The sequence below is a fragment of the Bacillus sp. SIMBA_074 genome (assembly GCF_046534555.1).
GTDB classification, from domain to species: domain Bacteria; phylum Bacillota; class Bacilli; order Bacillales; family Bacillaceae_G; genus Bacillus_A; species Bacillus_A mycoides.
Genome location: NZ_JAWRYM010000546.1, coordinates 1 through 270, shown reverse-complemented (window position 1 = coordinate 270; position 270 = coordinate 1). Strand labels below are relative to the sequence as shown.

The following is a 270-nucleotide window of genomic DNA, read 5'->3' as shown; positions in this document are numbered from 1 at the left end:
CGGCAAGGGAATTAAAGTCGGTGTTCTTGATACAGGTATTGACTACAATCATCCTGACTTAAAAGAAGCTTATAAAGGCGGATATGATTTTGTAGATAATGATGTCGATCCAATGGAAACGACCTACGAGGATTGGATAAATGCTGGCAAGCCGGAAGACCCAGGCTATGTGTATTACACAAACCATGGGTCACATGTCGCAGGGACGATTGCAGCCCAAAAGAAAAACAATGTGGATTATGCTGTGAAAGGGGTAGCACCTGAAGTAGA

Annotated in this window: 1 protein-coding gene; it reads left to right on the top strand. The window is 43.3% G+C overall.

All coding sequences use genetic code 11. The annotated features are described in order from the left end of the window. Positions 1 to 270 (top strand): S8 family serine peptidase (locus tag SB773_RS31920; protein ID WP_410594343.1); only part of this gene is annotated, 270 nt, incomplete at both ends.